This window comes from Dyadobacter sandarakinus (assembly GCF_016894445.1).
GTDB classification, from domain to species: domain Bacteria; phylum Bacteroidota; class Bacteroidia; order Cytophagales; family Spirosomataceae; genus Dyadobacter; species Dyadobacter sandarakinus.
The window spans coordinates 2,358,063-2,382,060 of the sequence record NZ_CP056775.1 but is presented as its reverse complement, the minus strand read 5'-3'; the positions used below and the strand labels follow the sequence as shown (position 1 = coordinate 2,382,060).

The window sequence follows — 23,998 nt, the reverse complement described above, 5'->3', positions numbered from 1 at the left end:
GCATGAAGAGAAGAGACTTTATGTACATGTCCGGCTTAGGCGCGGGTGCATTGATGATGCCCGGCGTTCCGGTTATAGGCAGGAGCGTTCCCGGCGAGCGGCTTCTTGAACCTGGCCTGGATGTTGCGGCCCGAAAAAAACTGACAGAAGTTGCGCTGAATGCGGCCAAAAGCAAAGGTGCCACTTACACCGATGTGCGCATCGGCCGCTACCTGCAGCAATATCTGTTTACCCGCGAAAAACAGGTGCAGAACATCGTCAATGCCGAATCTTACGGAATCGGTATCCGGGTGATCGTAAATGGTACCTGGGGTTTTTCGGCCACGAGCGACGTCACACCCGAGGGCATTGCCAAGTGCGCAGACACTGCTGCCGCCATTGCGAAAGCCAATTCCAAATTCCAGAAAGAGCCAGTTGAGCTTGCACCGCAGGCCGGGGTAGGAGACAAGACCTGGAAAACACCCCTCATCAAAAATGCATTCGAAATTCCGGTCAGGGAAAAGATAAACCTGCTGATGAATGTAAATGGAAAGGCCATGGAAAACGGGGCGAACTTCGTCACCTCCAACCTTTTCTTTGTCAACGAACAAAAATATTTCGCCTCTTCCGACGGCTCGTTCATTGACCAGGACATCCACCGCATCTGGCCTACCTTTACCGTAACGGTTACCGATAAAGCTTCCGGCAAGTTCAAAACCCGCGATGCGATCAGCTCGCCGATGGGAATGGGCTACGAGTACCTCGACGGGCTGGCAACCGAAAAAATCGCCGGGCCGAATGGACTTGTAGGATACCGGAACTCCTACGATATGGTGGAAGACGCCGTCACTGCAGCAAAGCAGGCAAAGGAAAAAGTAACTGCCAAAACCGTACAGCCCGGCAAATACGACCTGGTGCTGGACCCAAACCACCTGGGACTGACGATTCATGAGTCTGTCGGTCACCCGACCGAGCTCGACCGCGTACTCGGCTACGAAGCCAACTACGCCGGCACCAGCTTTGCGACTTTGGATAAATGGAAGTCCAAAAATTTTCAGTATGGCAGTAAGCTCGTCAATATTGTAGCCGATAAAACGCAGCCCCACACCCTCGGGGCAGTGGGATACGACGACGAAGGCGTGCCCTGCAAAACGTGGGATATCATCAAAGACGGGATTCTTGTCAATTACCAGGCGATCCGCGACCAGGCTAAAATCATTGGAGAAAAAGAATCACACGGCTGCTGCTACGCCGACAACTGGAACTCGGTACAATTCCAGCGCATGCCGAATATCTCATTGAAACCCGGCACCGAAAAACGCAGCGTGCTGGATATGATCAAAGGTGTTGAAAAGGGTATTTACATCATCGGCCGCGGTTCCTATTCAATTGATCAGCAGCGGTATAACTTTCAGTTTGGCGGTCAGGTTTTTTACGAAATCAAAAATGGCGAAATGACCGGCATGCTCGATGACGTCGCTTACCAGTCGAATACCCAGGAATTTTGGAACTCCTGCACCCAGCTCTGCGACCAGGACGATTACCGCACCTTCGGCTCCTTCTTCGACGGAAAAGGCCAGCCCGGCCAGGTAAGCGCCGTCTCGCACGGAAGTTCGACGACAAGGTTCGATGGGGTGAATGTGATTAATACGGGGAGGAGGATTTAGGGGGGAGGAAGGAGGTCATTGGGTGTCGTTTGTGGTCATTGATTGTCATTTGTTGTCATTTGTAGTCAGGTATGGTCAGGGGTTGTCAGGTATGGTCAGGAATTGTTAGGAGTTGTTTTTTAGTTTAAGAAAATAGTAGACAACTTAATTACTACTAATGACAACCAATGACAATACCTGACCACCCCTGACAATACCTGACCACCCTTGACAACACCTGACAACCCCTAACCACCCTCGTCACCCTGAGCAAACCTACCCTTGTCACCCTGAGCGGAGTCGAAGGGCAGATGCGGTCGCCACAAAACCCCTTCGACTGCGCTGAGGTTGAGTGAGGCGTAAAGCAACACTACCCTTCAACTGTGCTCGGGGTGGGAGAGGCGTAAAGCAACACCTGCCCTTCGACTCCGCTCAGGGTTACAAAGGCGGTAAGCAACACCCCTCTTTGACTGCGCTCAGGGTGGGAGAGGCGTAAAGCAGTACTTGCCCTTCGACTCCGCTCAGGGTGACAAGGGCGTAAAACAACATTTGACAATACCTGACTACCCCTGACAACCAATGACCAAAAATGACCACCAATGACCAAAAACAACCACCCCTGACCCCCAAACCATGTCAATCCTATCAAAAGAAGAAGCAAAACAAATCATAGATAAAGTCCTTGCATTCTCAAAGGCTGATGAAGTAAGTGTCGGGTTGTCGGGCGATCGTTCCGGGAATATACGGTATGCGCGGAACTCGGTTTCCACGAGCGGCGAGACGAATGATCTTTCGTTATCGGTGACTTCCGTTTTTGGCAAGAAATCGGGGACGGCTACGATTAATGAGTTTGACGATGCGTCGCTGGAAAAGACTGTCCGGCGGGCAGAGGAGATTGCGAAGCTGGCTCCGGACAATCCGGAGTATATGCCCATGCTCGGCGCACAGCAGTATGCGGAGTCGAAGTCATTTGCGGACGCGACCGCGGCGATTAATCCCGATTACCGGGCCACCGCTGCATTCAACAGCATTGATCCCTGTGATAAAAAGAACCTGACTGCTGCAGGGTTTTTGCAGGATAATGCGGGTTTTTCAGCGATGGGCAACAACAAGGGGCTTTTTGGATATAACCGGGCAACTTCTGTGGACTTTTCGGTGACAGTGAGAACTGCCGACGGAAAAGGTTCAGGCTATGTCTCGCGTGACTATAATGATGTTTCCAGGCTGAATACCAAAACCGCGACCGAGATTGCCATGCAAAAGGCGCTGGCTTCGGTAAATACCAAAGCGCTGGAGCCCGGAAAATATACGGTAATTCTTGAACCGACTGCTGCGGCCGATCTACTTGGAATATGATGCGCAGCATGGATGCGCGGAATGCCGATGAAGGCCGGAGCTTTTTGGGTAAAAAAGGTGGCGGCACGCGGCTGGGCGAAAAGCTGTTTGACGAGCGCGTCACCATTTATTCAGACCCGCAGAACATTGAGATCCCGGGCTCAACTTACACGGGTGACGGCCGCCCACAGGAGAAAGTAACCTGGATTGAAAATGGCGTGGTTAAAAATATGTACTACTCCCGCTTCTGGGCGCAGAAGCAGAACGTGAAAGCAGTGCCGGCGCCGGGGGGATTTATCATGCAGGGCGGCACGGAGTCGATAGCGGACCTGATCAAAAATACAGAAAAAGGCATTCTTGTGACGCGCTTCTGGTACATCCGCTCGGTGGACCCGCAAACCCTTTTGTATACAGGCCTTACACGCGACGGTACTTTTTACATTGAAAACGGACAGATCAAATATCCCGTGAAAAACTTCCGCTTTAACGAAAGTCCGGTGATCATGCTCAACAACCTGGAAGCTGCCGGTAAGCCGGTGAGAACCAATGGAAATTTAATCCCGCCATTGAAAATCCGTGATTTCACATTCACCAGCCTCTCTGATGCGGTCTGACCATTTATATCGGATTAAAGCCTTACATACAAAGAAGATTCTGTGCTGACGGGCAACATCTTACATTAATAGTTGTCTTTTGGTAAAAATCCATAGCTACGATTAGCAAAAATTAGAAATATTTTGAACAGACGAGATTTTATACAATGGGCCGGAATCGGAACGGGAGCGTTCATGATACCTGGCTTTGCTACCGGCCGGACGGTTTCTCCCGAGGCATTTCTTCAGCCGGGTGTAGATGTGGCCGTGAAGAAAAGGCTGGCGGACGCTGCCCTGAATGCGGCCAGGTCAAAAGGTGCTACTTATGCCGATGTGCGTATTGGACGCTACCTCAACCAGTTCGTGGTCACGCGCGAGGATAAGGTCCAGAATATCGTCAATACCGAATCTTACGGCGTGGGCGTGCGCGTGATTGCCAACGGATGCTGGGGATTTTCGGCCGTGGTGGATGTAAATAATGAAGCGCAGATGGCGCAGGCTGCTGAAAATGCAGTGGCGATTGCGAAGGCCAATGCCAAACTGATGAAAGAGCCCGTGCAGCTCGCGCCCCAGAAGGGTTTCGGGGAAGTGAGCTGGAAAGCGCCGATCAAGAAAAATGCATTTGAGGTACCTATCAAAGAGAAGGTAGACCTGCTGCTTTCGGTGAATGACGCAGCATTGAAAAACGGTGCTAACTACGTCAACTCCGTACTTTTCATGGTCAATGAGCAAAAGTACTTCGCCTCGACGGACGGCTCTTACATTGACCAGGATATTCATCGCATTTTCCCGCAATTCAATGTAACCACCATTGATCCGAAAACCGGGAAATTTGAGACGCGGAATGCATTGAGCGCACCAATGGGAATGGGTTATGACTACCTGCAGACCAATCCTTCGGACAAGGTTACCGGCATCACTACCCGCTATAATATGGGCTACGATATGCTGGAAGATGTTACCGCAGCCGCCAGACAAGCCAAGGAAAAGCTGACAGCAAAGTCCGTCGAGGCCGGTAAATATGATTTAATCCTCGACCCGTCGCACCTCTGGCTGACCATTCACGAGTCCGTAGGTCACCCGCTCGAACTCGACCGCGTGCTCGGGTATGAGGCCAATTTTGCCGGAACTTCCTTCGCTACACTCGATAAGTGGCAGTCTAAAAACTTCCAGTACGGCAGCAAGCAGGTGAACCTGGTTGCCGACAAGTTGCAGGTAGGCTCGCTGGGTGCAGTGGGCTGGGATGATGAGGGGGTAAATACCAAAAAATGGGATCTGGTGCGTGATGGTATTCTGGTTAACTACCAGGCGATCCGCGACCAGGTGCATATCATTGGCGGAAAAGAGTCGCAGGGTTGCTGCTACGCGGATAGTTGGAGCTCGGTACAGTTTCAGCGTATGCCAAATGTGTCGCTGGAATCCGGCAAGACGCCGCTGAGTGTGGAGCAGATGATCAAGGATGTGAAAAAGGGCATTTACATCATCGGCGACGGTTCGTTTTCCATTGATCAGCAGCGCTATAACTTCCAATTTGGCGGCCAGTTGTTTTATGAAATCAAAGACGGGAAAATCGTCGGAATGCTGAAAGATGTGGCTTACCAGTCCAATACGCAGGAATTCTGGAACTCGTGCGTGGCCGTTTGCGATGAAAAAGATTACCGCCTGGGCGGCTCCTTCTTCGACGGAAAAGGCCAGCCCTCCCAATCCAGCGCAGTCTCACACGGCAGCTCGACGGCAAGGTTTAATGGAGTAAATGTGATTAATACAGCCAGGAAAATTTAATGAATGAATGATTGAATGACTGAATGATTGAATGGTGAGTTAGCAAATTAGTGAGTGAGTGAATGTGTGATTGAGGTATTGAATTTATCCATAATCCAATTCACCTACTCGCTAACTCACTCCCTCACTAACTCACAACTAAATCCATTCAATCATTCAATCATTCAATCATTCAGTCATTCAAAACTGAAACAATATGCCAATCATACTAACAGAATCCGAAGCAAAGGCACTGCTGCAAAAGGTGCTTAAATATTCCAAGGCAGATGAATGTGAGGTGAATATTATGGGTGAGGAGCGGGGTAATATTCGTTATGCAAGAAATGAAGTCTCGACCAGCGGCGCGCTGATTAACCAGAACCTGGAAGTCCAGTCGGCTTTTGGGAAAAAAGTGGGTGTGGCGACCGTCGACGAATTCAGCGACGAGGCCATTGAAAAGTGCGTCCGCCGCGCTGAAGAGCTGGCACAGCTCGCTCCTGAAAATCCGGAATATGTAGGGGTACTAGGCCCGCAGACTTATGGAAAATCCAACGGATTTTTTGACTCAACTGCGGCGATTAACCCGGATGTTCGCGCCAATGCGGTTGCAAAAAGCCTCGAACTTACCCGCGCCCAGAACCTCACAGCCGCCGGTTTTCTCGAAAACCAGAAAGGCTACCGCGCGATGATGAACTCCAAAGGTTTGTTTGCATACTACCCAAGCACCAATGTGAATTTTTCGCTGACTGTGCGTACCGAGGACGGAAAGGGTTCGGGCTACGTGGCGCGGGGTTACAGTGATGTCAATAAGCTTGATACCGCCGCTGCAACCAATGTAGCCATCATTAAATCCAAAGGTTCGGTAGGGGCAAGAGCTTTGGAGCCAGGCAAATACACCGTGATTCTTGAACCCACTGCCGCGGTGGTTCTGCTGGAAAATATCTTTTTCAGCATGGATGCCCGCAGTGCCGACGAGGGCCGCTCTTTCCTGAGCAAGCCGGGCGGCAAAACCAAGCTGGGCGAGAAGATCGTGGACGAGCGCGTCAACATTTACACCGATCCTGCCAACCCGGATCTGCCTTCTTCACCCTGGTCGGGCGACGGGCAGCCGATCAACAAAATGAGCCTGATTGAGAAAGGCGTGGTAAAGAATATGTTCTATTCGAGATACTGGGCGCAAAAGAATAATGTAAAACCGGTCCCTTTTCCCAGCAATGTAATCATGGACGGTGGAACTGCCACTTTGGAAGAAATGATCAAGTCTACCAAGCAGGGTATTCTGGTGACGAAGTTGTGGTACATCCGCGAGGTAGACCCGCAAACTTTGCTGCAAACCGGACTTACCCGCGACGGTACATTTTATATTGAGAATGGGGTAATCAAATATCCGATCAAAAACTTCCGCTTCAACGAAAGTCCGGTCATCATGCTCAATAACCTCGAAACGCTGGGCAAACCCGAGCGTGTGGTGAGTACTGAATCCGATCGGAATTATCTGATACCGCCGATGAAAATCAGGGAATTCACCTTTTCATCACTGTCCGACGCAGTCTAGTATTGAGGCCATTTTTTTTTACACGAATTCAATACACATCGGGAAACTGGGATACCGACCAGCGCATGCCGTCCAATTTGCTGCATTCGCTGGTTGAGTATACCACGATCCCGATCGACGAGAAGGAGAAAATCGTCCAGCTCATCAGCAACGAGATTTTTAAAAGTCCGTTCTGTTACCTGAGCGGACACAAGCTGGTCGAATTTTCAAGCCAGGAGCGCGACCATTTTAAAAGGTATGTGGAAAACGGCGGCTTTGTCTTCGTCGACGACTGCAACCACGACATTGACGGCCTGTTTGCCAAATCCTTCGAGCAGGAAATGGAGCGCACCTTCGGCCCCAAAGCCCTGCAAAAAATTCCCAATAACCATCCCATTTACCATTCCTTCTTCAAATTCGAAGACGGCCCACCCACCACCTCCTTCGAGCTGAACGGCTGGGGCGACGATCTCGTCCACGACTACCTCAAAGCGATTACGATCAACGGGCGCATTGGAGTACTGTACAGCAACAAGGATTACGGCTGTGAATGGGACTACGACTTCCGGAACAAGCGGTTTCTGGCCGTGGATAATACAAGGTTTGGGGTGAATGTGGTGGTTTATGCTTTGATGGGGTGAGGAGGGAAGGGAAGGAGTCATTGGTCATTGGTGGTCATTTATTGTCATTTGTGGTCAGGGGTGGTCAGGTATTGTCAGGTATTGTCAGGGGTAATATAATGTCTTTGTCACCCTGAGCGGAGTCGAAGGGCAGATGCGGCGCCCAGGTGGTCGAAAGGGAAGCACGGCAGACCAAGCAGTCAAAGGGGCAGAGGGCGTCATTGGTGGTCAGGTGTTGTCAGGGGTAATATAATGCCCTTGTCACCCTGAGCGGAGTCGAAGGGCAGATGCGGCAGCCAGGTGGTCGAAGGGGAAGCAACACAGGCCAGGCAGTCGAAGGGCAGGGGGTGTCATTGGTGGTCATTTGTGGTCATTTATTGTGAAGGGTTGTCAGGTGAAGTTTAATGCCCTTGTCACCCTGAGCGGAGTCGAAGGGCAGATGCGGCAGCCAGGCGTTGGAAGAAGAAGCATCAAAGGCCAGGCACTCGAAGGGCAGGGGGGTGTCATTGGTGGTCATTGGTGGTCATTTATTGTTAGGGGTTGTTAAGTGAAGTTTAATGCCCTTGTCACCCTGAGCGGAGTCGAAGGGCAGATGCGGCAGGCCAGGCGTTGGAAGGGGAAGCACGGCAGACCAGGCAGTCGAAAGGCCAGGGGCGTCATTTGTGGTCATTTGTGGTCATTTATTGTTAGGGGTTGTCAGGTGAAGTTTAATGCCCTTGTCACCCTGAGCGGAGTCGAAGGGCAGATGCGGCAGCCAGGTGGTCGAAGGGGAAGCACGGCAGACCAGGCAGTCGAAGGGCAGGGGGTGTCATTGGTGGTCATTGGTGGTCATTTATTGTTAGGGGTTGTCAGGTGAAGTTTAATGCCCTTGTCACCCTGAGCGGAGTCGAAGGGCAGATGCGGCAGCCAGGTGGTCGAAGGGGAAGCACGGCAGACCAGGCAGTCGAAGGGCAGGGGGTGTCATTGGTGGTCATTGGTGGTCATTTATTGTTAGGGGTTGTCAGGTGAAGTTTAATGCCCTTGTCACCCTGAGCGGAGTCGAAGGGCAGATGCGGCAGGCCAGGCGCTCGAAGGGCCACCGTGGCAAGCCAACCAAACCAACAGCAAACATGGTCGCCCGGGACCCTTCGACTCCGCTCAGGGTGACAAGTTGAGAAGCAACAACTTGACAAATATTCAGTAATTCAGTCATTCAATCATTCAGTCATTCAATCATTCAAAATTGAACACTTCACCAGAACACTATAAATCGCTCGTTGCCAAGCTTCCGCTGCTGAAAAAGGAAATTGCCAAAGTTATTGTGGGGCAGACGGAGGCGATTGATGAGATACTGATTTCTTTGATGGCGTCGGGGCATTGTTTGTTGGAGGGGGTGCCTGGACTGGCGAAGACGTTAATGGTGAAAACCATGTCAGAAGCGCTGCACATGAGTTTCAAGCGCGTGCAGTTTACACCCGACCTGATGCCGGGGGATATTGTGGGTACGGAGATACTGGAAGAGGATCATGAGACCGGCAAAAAGTTTTTTAAATTCAACCGTGGACCCATCTTTGCAAATGTAGTATTGGCCGACGAAATTAACCGTACGCCACCTAAGACGCAGGCTGCCTTATTGGAAGCCATGCAGGAAAAAAGTGTCACGTACGGCGGCACCAACTATGAGCTGCCGAATCCATTCCTGATCATCGCCACGCAGAACCCCATCGAGCAAGCCGGAACTTATCCGCTGCCCGAGGCGCAGCTCGACCGGTTTTTGCTGTATATCAAGCTGAGTTACCCGGAGGAACATGAAGAGCTGGAAGTGCTGAAAGGCACGACCGGGACATTCCGCGCGAAAGTTGAGCGGATCTTGTCGGATACCGATATGGTAGAGATACAGAGCCTGGTGCGGGAGGTACATATCAGCGATGAACTGATCGTGTGGATCAACAAGCTGGTGCGCGGATCGCGGCCGCAGACGAGCCCCTCGGAGTTTATCCGGGAATGGTGCGACTGGGGCGCTGGTCCGCGGGCGGGGCAGGCGCTCGTGCTTTGTGCAAAGGCGCGGGCGGTTTTGAACGGCCGTTTTTCGGTGGTACCGGAAGATATCCGTACGCTGGCATTCCCGATCCTGCGCCACCGCATTGCCATGAACTTTCGGGCTGAAGCGGAGAACATCACAGCCGACCAGGCCATTGAAATGTTGTTGTCGGACCTGGGACCCATCAATTGATGTCAGTACAAACAGGCCTCTTAGCCTCCAACCTGATCAAGCTCAAAAACCTGCAACTGGTCGGAAAGCTCGTGAGCGAGGAGCTGATGCTGGGCATTCATGCCAGCAAGCGGTCGGGCATCGGGATTGAGTTTGAGCAGTACCGGCACTACCAGCCCGGTGACGATCCCAAGCGGATCGACTGGAAGCTTTTTGCACGAACCGACAAACATCTGGTACGCGAATCTTCCACCGAAAGTGACACGCAAATCCGGTTTTTACTGGACCTGTCCGGCTCGATGAATTATGCGGAAAATGGTGTAAGCCGGTTGCAATACAGTCAAATCCTGCTCGCTTCGCTGGCTTACCTGGGCTATATTCAGAATGACCAGATGAGTTTGTATGGATTGAAAAACGGCCGGGTGCAAACGTTGAGTGCGGCAGGCGCTGCCTCATCAGGGAGACAGGCATTTCAAAAAATACTGGTCAGTCTGGAAAAAGCGGAGGCGAGCGGCACCTGGCAATCGCCGCCCCATCTGAAATTTTCCGAGCTGCAAACCAAAACAAAGGAGAAGCTGATTTTTGCAGGAGACTTGCTGCAAACGGACGATGAGTGGCTTGCATTGATCCGTTCTCTGGCGAATCCATTCCGTGAGGTTATCATTTTTCAAATTCTGGGAGAACAGGAGTCAAATTTTAATCTTACTGGATTGTACCGGTTTAAAGACCTGGAAAGTGGCCGGGAAATAGAGCTGGATGCGGCCTCTGTGCGGAATGCATTCCGTGATTCAATGACGAAATACCTGGCGAATTTGAAGGAAGCATTACAAATCCCGCATGTGCAGCTGATCAGGGTTAACTTAAATGAGCCAATCGGCATGGTATTAGAAGCATTTTTGACCAAAAGAAAAGGGTAATGGAGTTTTTGCAACCGGGCTGGCTTTGGGGTATTATGGGAGTTGCACTACCTGTTTTGATCCATTTATGGCATCAGAAAAAAGCGCAGCCGCTGCCCTGGGCTGCATCGCGCTGGCTGAATGAAAAAGTTGCTTTGCAGCATCGCGGACTGCGGCTTCACCAGATATTGCTCCTGCTGATCCGCTGTTTACTGATTATCCTGATCAGTCTTATTCTTGCCAAACCATTTCTTCAAAGTGCACGAAATCAACAGGCGAAACAGATAGTTCATTTGGTTGAACCCGATGCAGATTTGGTCAGCAACTTTCGTTTTGAGCTGGAAAATGCAATGCGTAAGGGAGAAAAGATGATTTGGATTACGCCCGATTCGAAAAAAATAGAAACGCTTACAGATTTACCCTCTGTACAAAATACACAATCGTATTTGCAGCAAATAATCAATGAGGAGGTTACTTCACAGGATAGCCTAAGGTTTTATTTAACCAATGATCAAAGCATTCTGATGGGACCTCAGATTATTACACAGGCACCATTTGAATTGTGGTTATTTGATAGAAATAAAAAAGTCAGATTTCCAGAATTAAGAGAAATGTTTGCTGATCGTAAGCTAAGCCCTGAAATTCTGGTCAACTATAAAAATAGCCGAGAACAACAAACTGTATTTGCAGCATGGAATGCATTCAGTGAAGTTTTTTCTGTTCAATTAAAAATTGATACCGTATCAAATGCAAATAAAACTTACGATTTTATTCTATCTGATTCGCTTCCATCCGCGATAAACAGCAAATCAGAATATGTTATTTCCGGCTGGAATGCACGGGTTGGTTTACAACAAAATATTCACTTTCTTCCCGATTCACTCCTTTTTGAAACTTCTGATCTGGTGAAAACGGGCCGGCTGCCGGAGTGGCTGGGCGAATTGCTGATTTCGCATGAACACTTTGACAAACGGACCATGCAGGCCAGTACACAGCAGATCCGAAGCCGTTTCAGGCAGGTTGCCGAATCCCGCAGCGAAGAAGCGGACGCGTTTACGAAGTGGTTATTCCTGCCGTTTTTAATACTGCTTATCGTGGAACGCTGGCTTGCCCTGCGCAAAAATGCTGCGGCCTATGCTTGAACTAAAAAGATTAGTCCGCTCGGTTTCCCGTCATTTACTGGTGGCTGATTTGTTATGCGGTGTATTTTTATCAATGTCCGTGTACCTGATCTGTAAAGCACTCGGATCAGAAATGTTGAGCATAATATTTGGTATAGCTGCCCTGGTTCTTGCGCTGGTCTTTACCAAAGTTTATCAGAATAAAAAGCAGAAGGCTATTTCGCTTATTCATCATTATAACGAAGGTACGGAATACAGTCTTCACTTATTAGATAAGGAACATCTGAATATGGCCGAACAATTACAATTACAACGTTTGGCTGACACGTCACCTGATTTTCCTTTTTATCGAATTTACAGCCATTTAAAAGGCTATGTAATTCTATTAGTAATTGCTGTTTTATTTTATTCAGTTTATCCTCAATTTAAAAATGAGCAGAATAATGCGCCAGAGATTATTTCGGTAATTTCTGGAAAAATAAAATCAAAATCGAAGGGTGAGGTGCCTTCTTTGCAAGCCGCGAAAATCCGCATATCGCCTCCATCCTATACAAAAATTCCTGAGTCCGAATCAGAAGACTTAAATGTAAAAGCGATCGCTGGTTCACTCCTGCACTGGCGCGTTTATTTTGATCAACCTGCACACGTGACGGTCCGTCTTGCAAATAGTCGGGGCGAGGAAATGCCTTTCAAATGGCAACATGCCGCATTTGAATACGCTGATAAATTGGCCGGCTCGGGTTTGTATTCCATCAAAGCATTCTGGAAAGATTCCCTGATTCACCAGTCTGATTTTTACAGGTTGGAAGCAATTCCGGACCTGGCGCCAAAAATTGAGCCTGCTTCAAAGGAGTTGTATCAATACCATTTGCTTAAAGACGAAAAGACACTCAAAATATCCGCCAGAATAGCAGATGATTTCGTGGTGAGTCAGGCATTTATTGTGGCTACGGTAGCAAGAGGCGCAGGAGAAAATGTGAAGTTCCGGGAGGTGAAGTTTCCGCTTTCTGTCAACTTTAAATCTGCAAATTTCACCAAGTCAATCCATTTGGATGAGCTGAATTTTGCCCCTGGGGACGAGCTGTATTATTACTGGGCGGCCATAGACAATCGTCGGCCTGAGCCAAACTTTTCCAAATCAGACACCTACTTTCTGGTTTACAAGGACACTGCACAGGTTGAAGAATCACAGCTGGCTACGATGGCGGTGAACCTGGTGCCGGAGTATTTCCGCAGCCAGCGGCAGATTATCATTGATACCGAAAAGCTGATTGCCCGGCGGAAAAAGCTTGCAAAACAGGAGTTTAACAGCACTTCAAACGAAATCGGGTTTGATCAGAAGGTGCTGCGGTTGCGGTACGGACAATACCTTGGCGAAGAGTTTGAAACCAGCATCGGCGGCGGGCAGCATGAGGAAGGCGATATGGTGGATGCGTTCACCCACCATTCCGACGGCAGCGGCGAGGGTGCCGAGCAGCGCATTGCAGAACCCGTGCATGATCATGGGAATGAGCATAAAGCCGGCGAGGCTGAGGACCCGCTTGCAGCACTCATGGAACAGTACACGCATGCGCATGACGATGCGGAAACGAATACATTTTACGAGCAATCGACACGCAGCCTGTTGAAAATGGCACTGGAACAAATGTGGCAGTCGGAGCTGCATTTGCGGATGTACGAGCCCGAAAAAGCGCTTCCATTTGAAAATAAGGCTTTGGAATACCTGAAAACCGCCCAGCAAAAAGCACGGGCGTATGTCAAAAAAAGCGGCTACGATCCGCCTCCGATCAAGGAACAGGAAAAGCGTCTGACAGGAGAAATGAAGGACCTTTCCCAGGAGTTGTCTACCGAACAAATATTTAAAGATCAGCGCATGCAGCAGCTGGCAAGTGAAATGCTGGGTCACCTGGAACCCTCCAAAGCGGACAAAAACCGGCATTCAAAAATGCGGCAACTCGCGGGCTTACTGAGCGGAAGATTGATCGACAGTGGCCCGTTGCATGGCGGAATGCAGAACTGGCCCGTCATTACATCCCTGCAAAAGCTGGCGGGCGGACGTCCGCTGTCAGCAGGAGAAAACCGGGAGCTGAAAGCTGCACTTTACCGATATGCCGGCAAATCGCAGCAAAGCGGGCCGGCCTATTCCAGCGATCAAAAGCTTGAAGCCGCATTCCGGCGCAGGCTGCGCTGATTTCCCAATTGAAAAAATGATCTATCTGGATTTTGACTGGACCAACTTATTGAATCAGGTATTGCTGGCGCTGGCTTTGGCATTGCTGGGCATGCAGCTCTGGTGGCTGGTTTTTCGAAAGGGTTTTGGAAAAAGGCCGGTCCTGCGTCTTGGACTTAATTTGATGCTCTGGGTTGCAGTATTGGGCTTTATGCTAAAACCTTACTGGCTGCGCTCGCATGCATCCAGGTCGGCTTTGCTGGTGGGGGGCGACGTACCTGCGACATTCGCGGATCGTGTCGCGGATAGTTTAAGCATTGCTGGTCGGATTGCCATGGAAGATCTGGAAAATGCATCCGTCGATACGCTGGTGATGCTGGGACAGGCTTTCGGGCCGGATTTGAAAAGGAAAATGGCGAGATTGCCCGTACCACCGACCGTGCGGTGGGTGCCCTATTTCAGAGATGGGTCTGTACGTGACCTGCATTGGAAAGGCGTGTTGCGGAAAGGAGAAATGCAGGTTGTTCGTGGCCGGATCAGCGCAGCCAGTGATATGCGGATCGCATTGCAGTATGGAAGCCGGAAGGTGGACAGCCTGGATTTGAAGGCTGGAATGCAGGATTTCAGGTTTTCAGTTCCCGCTTTCGTGCAGGGGCGAACTGCTGTGGAGTTGCTGGTGAGTGAAAAAGTTGTGGATACGCTCCGGTTTTTTGCACGCCCGGCCGAGCCGCTGAGCGTGCAGTTCTTACTGAATAGTCCTGACTTTGAAAGTCGTAGCCTGGCAGGCTGGCTTGGGAAAAACGGGCATTCGGTGCGGTATGATGCGGTACTTTCGAAGGATCTGAAAGCGGATATCAATATCAATAAAGCTATGACACCGGACCTGATCGTGACCGATCCTGCCAATGCGAAAAATCCGGTCGTGAAAAAGGCTGCTGCGAGTGGCAAGAGTGTACTCTTTATCAATCTGACGAATCCTCCCGCTGAACTTACTGTAATCAATGCCGCGCTCGGGACAAAATTTGCGGCTGAGAAAATTTCAAACGAAGAGACGATCCGGCTTTCATCTGAGCTGAATGCATTACCCTACCAATTTTCAGTAGCAGGCAATCAGGAACGCGCGGCACAGTACCCGGTTCTGGTTGAGACGACGACTGGAAAGGTAGGTGCAAGTTTGCTGGCCGAAACCTTTCCCGTGCAGCTGGCAGGAGACAGCCTGACTTACGACAAAATCTGGGAAGCCATACTCGTAGTGACCAGGCCCGCACTGGCGAAGAATATAGAAGTTGAATCGCCGGTACAGGTAGGGTCGCCTGCTTCCGTTCAATTGAATGGTTTTGAAACACTTCCTGAACAGGTCAGCTGGAATCGCGATACGATCTTCATGCGTTCATCCCTGATTAACCCGCAGGCCGCGCAAGGCATTTATATTCCTGAAAAGGAAGGCTGGGCAAGTTTGGGAGACTCTTTGGAGGTTTTTGTCGGAGCCAGGACGAGCGTGAGTGATATGTCGGCTTTGGTTCAGAACTATGAGCATCATCGTGCAGACCTTAAAATAAACTCACCCGTTCAAAAAGTTGCCGGCACATTCCGACAAGCCATTCCGGGATGGTTTTGGTTTGCCTGGCTTATGCTATGCTTTGCTGCCTTGTGGATTGAGGAGAAGTTTTAAGTCAGTGCTCTGCCTTTCATTTTATAGTAAACTAAAAGTAAAGGTTTGAGTGCGCTATCGTTCGGCTCAAATTGGCTCGCCAATTTTACCGGTGCAATGCCCTCTTCTCTGTATGTGCCTAAATGCATGGAGCATACCTGTTTTCATGCTGACATATCTTTTTCAAATAATCTGTAACAAAAGCAAGACGTGCTCGTCTTTGCATTGAGATGGATTTACAAGCCTTCAAGCAACGCATTCTTCCCGTACAGGGGCGCCTTTTCAGACTGGCCCAAATGTTTCTTCGCAACCGCGAGGAGGCGGAAGATGCCATTCAGGATGTGCTGATGCGCCTGTGGTCCAACCGCCAGCAACTGGAAACCTACCAGAGCGTGGAGGCACTCGCCATTCAAATGACGAAAAATCTCTGTCTGGATCGCCTGAAATCGGGACGGTTCCGGACGATGCAGGACAATGCCGACGTATCAGATATACAGGCCGGTACAACCGCACCGGACAGGCAAATGGAAATGGCAGACAGTTCTGCGCTGATCCACCGGCTCATCGACGGGCTTCCGGAGCAACACCGGCTGGTGCTGCACCTGCGCGATGTAGAGGAGTATTCTTTTGAGGAGATCGAGCAGCTGACCGGACTGAGCAATGCGAATATCCGGACGATTTTATCCCGCGCCAGGCAGAAGCTGCGGGAAGGGTATCTTAAAGTAAATGACTATGAAAGAGGATATTGAGGAATTACTCACGAAATATTATGAGGGCGAAACCACGGTGGAAGAGGAGCGGGAGCTGAAAAGGTTTTTCCAGAATGAACCGATACCTATGCATTTACAGAGCCATGCGGCACAATTCGTCTACTTTACCGATGCGAGAAACGAGCATCCTTCACGCACCTTCAGCAATGAACTTGCCTTGCTGCTGGATCCTCCGCGGCAGACTCCCGTACGGAGGTTCGGCAGCTGGCTGATCCGCATTGCGGCTGGTTTTGCATTGCTGCTGGTCGGCTTTGCGGGAGGATGGTTTGTGAAAAATAACAGGGGGCAGGCAGCTGATGGCGTACATGCTCCTGCCTCTGCAATCCGGAATGTACTTGCCTTTGAACAGGTTAGCAAGACCTCCGCCAGCGAACGGATACAGGCTGTAAATCAGGCCTACGGACTGACACAGGCTGATCAGCAAATTACTCAGACACTGACCAATACGCTCAATTTTGATCCGAATGTGAATGTACGGCTTGCAGCCTGCCAGGCGCTCCTTCATTTTCAGAACGAGCCCGGCGTGAAGGAGGCACTCATGCAGTCACTGTCCATCCAAACGGATCCGAATGTCCAGATTTCGCTGATTGAGGCGCTGGTATCGATCAAGGAAAAACGGGCCGCAGATCAGTTCAGGCAGATCATGCACAACAAGGAGGTGCTGGAAGCAGTACGGTCGAGAGCCGAGTTCGGCCTCGGAGAGCTGGATGCTGCGGATGTTTAGTATTTAAAAATACAATCTATAATCATTTTGAAAACCATGAAAAAAGTACTTCTCGCAAGTATGGTAGGCTTGCTGTGCCTGACCAGGTTGCAGGCCCAAAGCCTGGAATACAAGACGAAGCTGGGCAATCTGAAAGACAAAAAAGTAATCATTGAAATGGCGGCCAGCACGATCAGGATTGAGGGCCACAACAGTGACGAAATGGTTATCCAGGCGTCATCCGGTTCACCTGCGCTACCTGAGCGGGCAAAAGGCTTAAAGCCACTCTACCAAAGCGGGGTGGATAATACCGGCATCGGACTGTCGGTAACACCGGACGCCGGCGGCCTGCGGATCGAAAAGGTGGCCAGGAAAGAGATCAAATACACTTTGAAGCTCCCCAAAAATGTAGCGGTACTATACCAGGAGGTGAACTGGCAGGGCGGCAAAATCACGATCGCGGATATGGACGGTGACCTGGAAGTGAAAACAAACGGATCTGATATTGTACTGACCAATGTGACGGGCCCAGTCGTGGCAAATTCGACAAGCGGCAGTGTGGATGTTGTTTTTTCCAGTCTGAGCCAGGCCAAACCAACTTCCATTTCAGTGATCAGCGGGGAGGTGGATGTGACGCTGCCGGCCGCAACCAAAGCCGATATGAAACTTCGCTCGATTAATGGAGAAATGTATACGGATTTTGACCTCGGCAAAAAGAGCCCGGCTGGCGGATTGTCGAAGGTAGGAGGTGGAAGCAACATTGAGGGTACTGTGAACGGGGGCGGCGTGGAGTTTACGCTCAACACGATCAGCAGCAATATCTATATCCGTAAAAAATAAACTCGATATGCATCTGACAGCCATGAAAAAAATCCTGATCCTTGCATTGCTTGCCACTGTGGGAAGCGCAGCCTCCGCCCAGCGCATCATTGAAAAACATTTGCCCTACAAAGAAGGACAAACAGCGAACCTGAACCTGAAATTTGCCGACAGTATCCGTGTACGTTACTGGGACAAGCCGGAAGTATATGTAAAGATCAGCGCCGTGATCAACAGCAACAAACTTAATGAAGCGCTCCTTGTGACCGAGAAAACCGGAGGTGACGAGGTAGGACTGGCCGTTGACTTTGATCAGTAGTTGATAAAAAAGGGCAGGGTTGAAGATTGTCCGGGCGACAAGCACAGCTCGTGGAGCAACAGTGACCGTGGGGAAAAATATTATTTATGCAAGGAGATCAACTACCAGGTATTCCTGCCAAGAAAAGCAAAGTTGCAGCTCGAAACCATCGACGGCAACATTGACATTGAAGGCGGAACATCAACCGTAAGTGCCAAGACGATCAGCGGCTATGTAGACATGAGCTGGCCACATGCCACAGGTGCCAATGTGACCATGAAAACGATTACGGGCGAGGTGTATACCGACCTCGACCTGGCGCTCACCAGCGAGAAGCAGGCGCATCCGATGGTAGGTTACCAGCTGGAAGGGAAATTCCAGGGCGGAGGGCCCGAATTGCGGCTGGAATCAATCAGCAATGATATTTACCTGCGAAAGAAAAAATAAGCAGGAGCGGCATACAAAACGCGCGGGCGTTGATGTCAGCGCTTTTTGTATGAAATATGGCTGCTAATCCCGGTACAACACTGCTTCCTTCACCTGGTATAGATCGCGGGTGCGGGTTTGGATAAAAACCTTGTAAGTCAGCTTATCATTGTCAAACAGTATCTCCCTTTTTGTGCGGATAATCCGGTCGTCATTCTGGTGCTGAACGCTTGCAAGCTCAATCGCGTACTTGTTGTTCCGCAGAAAAATACGGCCGGTCAGTACTTCCACTCTTCCGCTGAAACCGGCATTGTTGATGTGCAGGGTGCCATCTTCCTGGATGTAGAGGTAGCCGCACTCGGTATCGGTCGGAACATTCCCCTGTTTCAGCGATTTCTGTACGTACTTTATCACCGTAGGACGGCTGATGATCTCGAATGTGAGTTTTTCGGCTACCGTATTCCGGTCGGCAGACCGAATGTAGCCACTTGCCTTCCCAACCCAGGTGCCCGTAAGCTTCTGGAGTTTTTTCAGGGTATCTGTTCTGATGTCCATAGAAATTTTTATCTGCGGGCAGCTGCAAGTGGGATGCAGCGCAGCAGAAAGGAATTTTTAATCACCACAACCGGGACAAGAAGTGTGCCTGGAAAGTTGCCTGTGACGGGTAAGGTTCAGCCTGTTAAAGCTGGTCAGGCAAGAAGGATACGCACGCCTTTTTCTGTCAGATGTTGCCTGCTGGTTACATCTGCTTCACTGTCAGTAACTAACGTTGTGATGACTTCAACTCCTGCAAACCGGAGGTAACTGTCGCGCCCGATCTTGGACGAGTCACAAAGTAGAAAGTTCTCCCGGGCATGAGCGATAAAGGCGGAGGTAATGGATGCTTCATGCTCACTGTGAGCCGTTAAACCGGTTTCGGGCGAGATTCCGTCCACACCGATAAAGGCTTTGTCGGCGTGGTAGCTGCTGATATGTTCAATTGCCTTCAAACCATGCGCAGCCAGTCTTTTTTTATCAATTTCGCCACCAACCAGGTTGATCTGAATGCCCGGCGCATCCACAAAGGCGGCCAGAACGGGTATGGAATTGGTCACAATGCGTATATTGTCCACCCCTTTCAGGTACCTGCACATTTTGTACACCGTACTTCCACAATCCAGAAACAGGGTGTCGCCTTCCTGTACAAAACCGGCTGCCAGCCTGGCAATCCGGTCTTTTTCACTATCGCGTACACCGGCCTTTTCTATAAATGCGGTGAGTGGCTGCATGTCGGGCTGCATGGCGCCGCCGTGGGTGCGTAAGAGCAGGCCTTCCGCAGAAATATCGTGAAGATCGCGGCGGATGGTAGCCGTAGAGGTTCCGAGCTTTTCGGCCAGCTGAAATACCGTAAGACTGCCGGCTTGCCGGATTGCTGCAAGGATCAGCTTTTTTCTTTCCTGAAAGTTCATGCTTGTCGCCACATTTTGATCAAATGTAAGCAAAAACAATCAGCCATTCTCAGGCTGCGGCCACAGGCTCGGCACTATGGGAAGGCAGGGCAATAAAGAAGCAGGTGCCATGTTCGTGCGTACTTTCAAACCAGATCTTGCCATTTTGCGCAGTCACAAACTCCATACACAACAATAGTCCGAGCCCGACGCCCTTTTCCTGCCTGGTGCCGTAGGTTGATTGTACATTGAGTGAAAAAATCTCCTGCTGACGCTCTTTCGAGATCCCGATCCCATTGTCGCGGATACTGATCACGCATTCATCGCCCGTACTTTGGGCTACGTTTTGTGCCTCTGAGCGAATGGTAATCGTACCGCCCGCCGGCGTAAACTTGATTGCATTGCTGATCAGGTTACGAAACACGACCTGCGTCATTTCAGAATCGGCAAAAAGCATGGCTTCCGGATCAATGATGTAATCCAGCCTGATGTTTTTCCGGGTGGCAATACCTTCCTCAATGCGGATGGTCGGAGCCAGCAGCGCCTGCAGGCTCAGGTACTTCGGACGTGGCACCACTCCGTATATCTGCGATTTGGACCAGTCCAGAAGCTTGGTGAGCATTTGCAGGGTGTCACGGGTAGAATCCAGCAAGTTCCCTTCTATTTCCAGTCTTTTATCAAAATCCAGGTCATAGTCGGTAAGGAGTTCCAGGAAGTTTTGAATACTGCTCAGCGGCGCGCGCAGGTCATGGGCTACGATGGACATCAGCTTGTTTTTCTCACTGTTCAGCCGCAGCAATTCCTGATTCTGAATGGTGATCTGCTGGTTTTTTTTCGTGATTGCGCCCGACTTTTCAACCGCCGACTGCCGCTCACGATCGTAGCTTTTCCGGATAAAGTACATGCATAAAAAAGCAGTCAGCGCAATGACCACATAGGCCGACAGTCCGTCAATCAGCTGGCTTTCACGTCCCGTGTAGCTGTCGGGAACGAGTTCAGGATAAAAATATTCAAAGATATGCAGCGCAAGGACTGTCAGCATGTTGAGCGGTACCCACACCTTGTACTGTCTCGGCGGGCTGATACTGATGCTCAGCAGCAGCAGGAGCAGAAAAAACAGGTCATTGGGCCCGCTGTGGCCGGAATTCAGGAAAAAATTAAGGGTAAAAAGCGCCAGCCCCATGGCATTGAGGATAAAAACGCTTTCAGTCACCTTGTGCCGGAAGCGGGAAAAGTAGTACAAGCCACAACTTCCCACAAACATGACAAAGCTGGCAAGCGCAATGTACGGCAAACCGATGGCATAGTTGAAAGGGACATTATAGCCCAATGCCAGGATTGATATAAGGCACACGGAGTGAAAAATGCGGGCGCTTAACGGAAACTGGGAGGGGCGTCCGGTAAGCCGGGCCAGAAATGCAGAGCGTTTGGAAGTGGAAGGCAACGTGTTTTCTTTTTGACTTATAAATATAATAGCAATCTGATTTATTTCAACGAGTTGTGAGTAAATACTAGGACAATAATAGTTACATCATGTTTAACTTAATGCGACAGCAGCTCCAAATAAGTCTAATTTCTTTGGAAAAATGTTTCGGCAAGTTGTCTTACACAGCCGCGTACCCATTTCAATAATCGCCCCGCTGACCTTTGTCCCTAGTACTAACAAACTCAGCTTTGTAGTATAAAGACTATCCTTTGATTGAAATATTTATCATAATTATCAGCTGTCCCCAAATTTGGTTTAGAGTCTATTTAATGTTAAACTCGCCTGTCTTTTGCTTCTCTGCACGATATATTACGCTACACTATTTATTAAATCCAAAATATTATTTTTAAAGTCTTGAAGCCCGGTAAAACAGCATACCGGCTTGTGGCATACCGGTGACTTACAGTTGCAGATACGTTTATTTAATATAATTTGAAGAAAATGAAACGAAGAGATGCCATCAGGGATTTGTCCCTTCTCCCGCTGGCGGGAAGCGCGATGGTCCCCAAAAACCAGGCACCCGAAACAACTGCCGCCGTGGTCGACAGCGCAGCCGGCAAGCAGCTGTACCAATCTATCGGAGTAGAGCCGATCATCAACTGCCGCGGAACTTTCACGATCATTGGCGGATCCATTGAAAGGCCGGAAGTAAGGGCGGCGATGGACGCAGCAGCGCAGGTATTTGTGCAGTATGATGAGCTGGCTTATGGTGCCGGCCAGCGCCTTGCCGAGCTTACCGGCGCCGAGTGGGGCCTCGTATCATCGGGTTGTGCAGCTGGTATGAAGCACGTCACCGTAGCCTGTGTGACCGGCGGCAATCCCGAAAAGCTGATCAGGGTGCCCGATCTGACCGGTTTTGACAAGACCGAAGTGATCATACCGGCTTACTCCCGCAACGTTTACGACCACTCGCTGCGCAACGTAGGGGTGAAGATTGTAACTGTTGAAACCATTGAAGAGCTACGCAATGCGATGAGCTCCCGAACTGCGATGATTTACCTGATGGCAGGCAGCGAGTCGATGAGCGGGCCTATGTCGCTGGAAGCAATTTCGAAAATTGCAAAACCCAAGAACATACCCATCCTGATAGACGCCGCGGCGGAGGACCTGACCATTCCGAACGTTCACCTGAAACTGGGAGCCGATGTGGTGGTGTACAGTGGAGGAAAAGCCATTTGCGGGCCTCAGTGTGCAGGTTTGGTACTGGGCCGCAAGGATTTGTTGATGTCTGCCTGGCAGGCCAGTGCTCCGCACCACGGTCCCGGACGCGACAATAAGGTAGGCCGTGAAGAAACGATGGGAATGGTGGCAGCCGTAGAAGCCTGGACCAAACGTGACCATAAAGGAGAGTGGAAAAGGTGGCTGACCTGGCTCGACAGCATTTCCAAGCGCGTAAATGCGGTTGAATCTGTGAAAACAAAGGTGATAGAGCCTACTGATCTTTCTAATCGTACCCCGCAGCTAAAAGTATCCTGGGATCCGGCAAAGCTGCACATCACAGGTGAGGAAATCGCCGAGCTTTTTGGTCGTACCAAACCGCGCATTGCACTGGGCGGCGGCAGCGACGAGGGCAGTACATTTGTTTCTATCACAACCGGTCAGATGCAGCCGGGAGACGAGAAGGTGGTTGCAGACAGGCTTTTTGAAGTACTCTCTCAGAAGCGCACCCCTAAAAAGGCAGAAATGGCCGAAGCCACCGTATCATTGAAAGGGCATTGGGAAGCTACCGTGGAGTTTTTCTCCAGCGCCAGCAAGCAAACGCTGATCATTGAGCAGGATGGTAACTGGCTGAGCGGTACGCACAAGGGCGAACTCAGCGTAAGGGAACTGCAGGGAACCGTCGAGGGAAATGAATTCAAAATGCGCAGCGTGGACCGCCATCCTGCTGACTGGATTACTTTCCTGTTTTCAGGTACTGTCAAGGATGATACGATGACCGGATCCATTTACATGGGCGAGTACATGACGGCCAAGTTTACCGCCAAACGCTACAAGTTTGAAATGAAGCGGGAAAAGATCATGATTCCATCCGGTCCGCCACTCGCGACCTGATGATGGCATTCATATAACATGCAAAAGGGAAGCCAGCCGGCTTCCCTTTTTTTTTGTTTTGCGCAGCATGAGCCGGGTCTGATCAGGCCGGTTTTTGCAAAAACTGGAGTGTGTCTTCCAGCGTAATAGCCTCATGTGAAGCATTAAAAAGGCACTTTCCGTTTTGTACAACCAGCAGCTGGGGCGACTGATGTTCCACCCGGAAGCTTTCGGCAATTGCCATTGACTCTCTCCGGTTCTTAATTACGTCCACAATGTAGAGTGGTACATCAATATCCAGCGCGGCACTCACCTCCGATTTAAGCTGACGGTACGCCATGAGGCTGGTCATGCAGCGTGGGCTGTGTTTGTATATCAAAGCGATATCCTGTGACTGGGTTATCTGCTTAACTTCCTCCTCCGTGTTGATTGTAATCCAATTCATATGCACTGCTGGTTTAATTCCTGTTTCGCGGTTAAGTTTCTATAACACGCAATCTAGCTATTTTCATTCCAGCCGGGCATTCAAAACCATGTATGC

General features: G+C 50.2%; 20 protein-coding genes and 1 pseudogene. 16 read left to right on the top strand and 5 right to left on the bottom strand.

Features of this window, described 5'->3' with window-relative positions:
• Positions 1-2 precede the first annotated feature (2 nt).
• From HWI92_RS09595 to HWI92_RS09575, 5 genes and pseudogenes are all read left to right on the top strand, one after another.
• Complete coding sequence (locus tag HWI92_RS09595) at positions 3-1,646, top strand: TldD/PmbA family protein (protein WP_204663150.1); 1,644 nt, start codon at positions 3-5, stop codon at positions 1,644-1,646.
• Positions 1,647-2,258: 612 nt separating this feature from the next.
• Positions 2,259-3,574, top strand: a pseudogene (locus tag HWI92_RS09590) (TldD/PmbA family protein).
• Between the two features lie 123 nt (positions 3,575-3,697).
• Positions 3,698-5,335 (top strand): TldD/PmbA family protein, encoded by a 1,638-nt coding sequence (locus HWI92_RS09585; protein WP_204663147.1) that lies wholly within the window; start codon positions 3,698-3,700, stop codon positions 5,333-5,335.
• A 196-nt stretch (positions 5,336-5,531) separates the two neighbouring features.
• Positions 5,532-6,869: a TldD/PmbA family protein gene (locus HWI92_RS09580; protein WP_204663145.1), complete on the top strand. Its 1,338-nt coding sequence runs from the start codon at positions 5,532-5,534 to the stop codon at positions 6,867-6,869.
• Between the two features lie 2 nt (positions 6,870-6,871).
• Positions 6,872-7,489, top strand: a complete 618-nt coding sequence (locus HWI92_RS09575; protein WP_204663143.1) for a DUF4159 domain-containing protein — start codon at positions 6,872-6,874, stop codon at positions 7,487-7,489.
• Positions 7,490-7,838: 349 nt separating this feature from the next.
• On the opposite strand, the gene HWI92_RS09570 is transcribed toward HWI92_RS09575, so the two are convergent.
• Positions 7,839-7,985 (bottom strand): hypothetical protein, encoded by a 147-nt coding sequence (locus HWI92_RS09570; RefSeq protein WP_204663141.1) that lies wholly within the window; start codon positions 7,983-7,985, stop codon positions 7,839-7,841.
• 705 nt (positions 7,986-8,690) lie between these two features.
• Between HWI92_RS09570 and HWI92_RS09565 the strand changes: the two genes are divergently transcribed.
• The 10 genes from HWI92_RS09565 to HWI92_RS25305 all read left to right on the top strand — a co-directional run bounded on the left by HWI92_RS09565 (position 8,691) and on the right by HWI92_RS25305 (position 18,534).
• Positions 8,691-9,680, top strand: coding sequence for an AAA family ATPase (locus HWI92_RS09565; RefSeq protein WP_204663139.1), 990 nt, complete (start codon positions 8,691-8,693; stop codon positions 9,678-9,680).
• Positions 9,680-10,576 carry a DUF58 domain-containing protein gene (locus tag HWI92_RS09560; RefSeq protein ID WP_204663137.1) on the top strand — a complete coding sequence of 299 codons (897 nt, stop codon included), beginning with the start codon at positions 9,680-9,682 and terminating at the stop codon, positions 10,574-10,576. The genes HWI92_RS09565 and HWI92_RS09560 overlap by 1 nt, the downstream gene beginning before the upstream one ends.
• Positions 10,576-11,697, top strand: a complete 1,122-nt coding sequence (locus tag HWI92_RS09555) for a BatA domain-containing protein (protein ID WP_204663135.1) — start codon at positions 10,576-10,578, stop codon at positions 11,695-11,697. The genes HWI92_RS09560 and HWI92_RS09555 overlap by 1 nt, the downstream gene beginning before the upstream one ends.
• A gap of 481 nt (positions 11,698-12,178) precedes the next feature.
• Complete coding sequence (locus tag HWI92_RS09550) at positions 12,179-13,867, top strand: hypothetical protein (RefSeq protein ID WP_310589528.1); 1,689 nt, start codon at positions 12,179-12,181, stop codon at positions 13,865-13,867.
• Between the two features lie 16 nt (positions 13,868-13,883).
• Positions 13,884-15,518: a hypothetical protein gene (locus HWI92_RS09545; protein ID WP_204663130.1), complete on the top strand. Its 1,635-nt coding sequence runs from the start codon at positions 13,884-13,886 to the stop codon at positions 15,516-15,518.
• Between the two features lie 209 nt (positions 15,519-15,727).
• Complete coding sequence (locus tag HWI92_RS09540; protein WP_204663128.1) at positions 15,728-16,246, top strand: GFO_1088 family ECF-type sigma factor; 519 nt, start codon at positions 15,728-15,730, stop codon at positions 16,244-16,246.
• A complete protein-coding gene (locus tag HWI92_RS09535; RefSeq protein ID WP_204663126.1) occupies positions 16,230-16,991 on the top strand; it encodes a HEAT repeat domain-containing protein in 762 nt (253 codons plus the stop codon). The genes HWI92_RS09540 and HWI92_RS09535 overlap by 17 nt, the downstream gene beginning before the upstream one ends.
• A 36-nt stretch (positions 16,992-17,027) precedes the next feature.
• Positions 17,028-17,810, top strand: a complete 783-nt coding sequence (locus HWI92_RS09530) for a DUF4097 family beta strand repeat-containing protein (protein ID WP_204663124.1) — start codon at positions 17,028-17,030, stop codon at positions 17,808-17,810.
• A 7-nt stretch (positions 17,811-17,817) separates the two neighbouring features.
• The gene (locus HWI92_RS25310) at positions 17,818-18,108 is read left to right on the top strand and encodes a hypothetical protein (RefSeq protein WP_229249244.1); all 291 of its coding nucleotides are present in this window, start codon (positions 17,818-17,820) and stop codon (positions 18,106-18,108) included.
• On the top strand, positions 18,109-18,534 hold the full coding sequence (locus HWI92_RS25305; protein WP_229249242.1) for a DUF4097 family beta strand repeat-containing protein: 426 nt from the start codon (positions 18,109-18,111) through the stop codon (positions 18,532-18,534).
• A gap of 63 nt (positions 18,535-18,597) precedes the next feature.
• On the opposite strand, the gene HWI92_RS09520 is transcribed toward HWI92_RS25305, so the two are convergent.
• The 3 genes from HWI92_RS09520 to HWI92_RS09510 form a co-directional block, all read right to left on the bottom strand.
• The gene (locus HWI92_RS09520) at positions 18,598-19,068 is read right to left on the bottom strand and encodes a heme-binding beta-barrel domain-containing protein (protein ID WP_204663122.1); all 471 of its coding nucleotides are present in this window, start codon (positions 19,066-19,068) and stop codon (positions 18,598-18,600) included.
• A 134-nt stretch (positions 19,069-19,202) separates the two neighbouring features.
• Positions 19,203-19,961, bottom strand: a complete 759-nt coding sequence (locus HWI92_RS09515) for a DeoR/GlpR family DNA-binding transcription regulator (protein ID WP_204663120.1) — start codon at positions 19,959-19,961, stop codon at positions 19,203-19,205.
• Positions 19,962-20,010: 49 nt separating this feature from the next.
• On the bottom strand, positions 20,011-21,384 hold the full coding sequence (locus HWI92_RS09510) for a sensor histidine kinase (RefSeq protein ID WP_204663118.1): 1,374 nt from the start codon (positions 21,382-21,384) through the stop codon (positions 20,011-20,013).
• Between the two features lie 483 nt (positions 21,385-21,867).
• Here HWI92_RS09510 and HWI92_RS09505 point away from each other — a divergent pair, with 483 nt between their 5' ends.
• Positions 21,868-23,478: an aminotransferase class V-fold PLP-dependent enzyme gene (locus HWI92_RS09505; protein WP_204663116.1), complete on the top strand. Its 1,611-nt coding sequence runs from the start codon at positions 21,868-21,870 to the stop codon at positions 23,476-23,478.
• A gap of 82 nt (positions 23,479-23,560) precedes the next feature.
• On the opposite strand, the gene ytxJ is transcribed toward HWI92_RS09505, so the two are convergent.
• Positions 23,561-23,902 carry a bacillithiol system redox-active protein YtxJ gene (gene ytxJ / locus HWI92_RS09500; RefSeq protein ID WP_204663114.1) on the bottom strand — a complete coding sequence of 114 codons (342 nt, stop codon included), beginning with the start codon at positions 23,900-23,902 and terminating at the stop codon, positions 23,561-23,563.
• Positions 23,903-23,998: the final 96 nt, after the last annotated feature.

Coding starts and splice junctions, on each gene's coding strand:
- HWI92_RS09595 (WP_204663150.1), top strand. CDS start 3: ATGAAGAGAAGAGACTTTATGTACATGTCCGGCTTAGGCGCGGGTGCA.
- HWI92_RS09580 (WP_204663145.1), top strand. CDS start 5,532: ATGCCAATCATACTAACAGAATCCGAAGCAAAGGCACTGCTGCAAAAG.
- HWI92_RS09570 (WP_204663141.1), bottom strand. CDS start 7,985: ATGACCACCAATGACACCCCCCTGCCCTTCGAGTGCCTGGCCTTTGAT.
- HWI92_RS09560 (WP_204663137.1), top strand. CDS start 9,680: ATGTCAGTACAAACAGGCCTCTTAGCCTCCAACCTGATCAAGCTCAAA.
- HWI92_RS09555 (WP_204663135.1), top strand. CDS start 10,576: ATGGAGTTTTTGCAACCGGGCTGGCTTTGGGGTATTATGGGAGTTGCA.
- HWI92_RS09545 (WP_204663130.1), top strand. CDS start 13,884: ATGATCTATCTGGATTTTGACTGGACCAACTTATTGAATCAGGTATTG.
- HWI92_RS09540 (WP_204663128.1), top strand. CDS start 15,728: ATGGATTTACAAGCCTTCAAGCAACGCATTCTTCCCGTACAGGGGCGC.
- HWI92_RS09535 (WP_204663126.1), top strand. CDS start 16,230: ATGAAAGAGGATATTGAGGAATTACTCACGAAATATTATGAGGGCGAA.
- HWI92_RS09530 (WP_204663124.1), top strand. CDS start 17,028: ATGAAAAAAGTACTTCTCGCAAGTATGGTAGGCTTGCTGTGCCTGACC.
- HWI92_RS25310 (WP_229249244.1), top strand. CDS start 17,818: ATGCATCTGACAGCCATGAAAAAAATCCTGATCCTTGCATTGCTTGCC.
- HWI92_RS09520 (WP_204663122.1), bottom strand. CDS start 19,068: ATGGACATCAGAACAGATACCCTGAAAAAACTCCAGAAGCTTACGGGC.
- HWI92_RS09515 (WP_204663120.1), bottom strand. CDS start 19,961: ATGAACTTTCAGGAAAGAAAAAAGCTGATCCTTGCAGCAATCCGGCAA.
- HWI92_RS09505 (WP_204663116.1), top strand. CDS start 21,868: ATGAAACGAAGAGATGCCATCAGGGATTTGTCCCTTCTCCCGCTGGCG.
- ytxJ (WP_204663114.1), bottom strand. CDS start 23,902: ATGAATTGGATTACAATCAACACGGAGGAGGAAGTTAAGCAGATAACC.